Source organism: Ectothiorhodospira mobilis, from assembly GCF_016584115.1.
Lineage (GTDB): Bacteria > Pseudomonadota > Gammaproteobacteria > Ectothiorhodospirales > Ectothiorhodospiraceae > Ectothiorhodospira > Ectothiorhodospira mobilis.
In genome coordinates this window covers 1-1,102 of the sequence record NZ_NRSK01000063.1, presented here as the reverse complement: position 1 = coordinate 1,102, position 1,102 = coordinate 1, and the positions used below count along the sequence as shown (strand labels likewise).

General features: G+C 65.3%; 1 protein-coding gene. It reads right to left on the bottom strand.

What is annotated here, in order from left to right; all coding sequences use genetic code 11:
* Nucleotides 1–31: 31 nt before the first annotated feature.
* Nucleotides 32–1,000, bottom strand: a complete 969-nt coding sequence (locus CKO33_RS13165) for an IS30 family transposase (protein ID WP_200182682.1) — start codon at nt 998–1,000, stop codon at nt 32–34.
* Between the last annotated feature and the right edge of the window lie 102 nt (nt 1,001–1,102).

The following is a 1,102-nucleotide window of genomic DNA, read 5'->3' as shown; positions in this document are numbered from 1 at the left end:
CCTGAATTCAACCAATAACCGCAACGCCCCGTCATGCGGCGCGTTGCCGCTGTAAAGACCCCACCAGGACCTCGATCGGGGCCCGGTACCCGAGCCGCTTGCGAGGCCGAAGGTTGAGCCGGTCCTCGACTTCCTGGATCTGCTCTTCGCTGACCTGGGCGAAGTCGGTCCCCTTCGGGAAGTACTCCCGGATGAGGCCGTTGGTGTTCTCGTTCGTGCCCCGCTCCCAGCTGTGATAGGGCCGGGCGAAGTACACGGGGCACTCCAGCTTCGCGGTCACCTGCTCGTGGGCCGCGAATTCCTTGCCGTTGTCGAAGATGATGCTCTTCACCAGCGGTTGCCAGTGTCTCAGGGCATCGATGACCGCCTCACGGGTCGCCTCTGCGGTGCGCCGGACCACCTTACGGATTTCCACTAGGCCGCTCTTGCGCTCCACCAGGGTCACCAGCGCGGCCGAACCGCTGCCAAGGACCGTATCGCCTTCCCAGTCGCCATAACGGCGTCGCTGATCGATGATCTTCGGCCGCTCTTCGATCCCGACCCGGTTCACGATCCGGCCTCGGCGGTCAGCCGACCCGTATCGCTTGCGGTAGCGCTTCCGGCGGTGGCGCAGACAGGTCACAAGCGACCCGCCAGCCGCCTGATCCCGCGCCACGTGGCGGTAGATCCACTCGTGGCTCACCAGCGGATGACCCGCCGCCCGGGCGCTGCCCGCGATCTGTTCCGGACTCCAGCCATCCCGCAGTCGGGCCTCCACCCACGCGATCAGCGCCGGTATCCGCTTGTGGTGCTTGGCCGCAGTACTGCGCCGCACCTGGGTCCGTTTCTGGGCCACAGCGGCCTCATAGGGCCCACCCTGGCCATTGCGGGCCAGCTCACGGCTGATCGTGCTCGGGCTCCGTCCCAGACGCTGCGCTATCGCCGCCTGCGAGTACCCCAGCCCCAAAAGCGCAGTGATCTGATATCGTTCTTCCTGGGTCAGCTGCCTGTAGTGCCTCATCGGTACCCCTGAATGGGTTTGGGGTGAGAGCCACCCATTCTACGGCGGCAGCTGACCCACCCTCTATCCGTTCAGGCGTTGCGCTTATTCTGTGAATTCAGG

Bases quoted from the DNA above. Each gene is read 5' to 3' on its own strand.
- CKO33_RS13165 (WP_200182682.1), bottom strand. From the start codon at position 1,000: ATGAGGCACTACAGGCAGCTGACCCAGGAAGAACGATATCAGATCACT.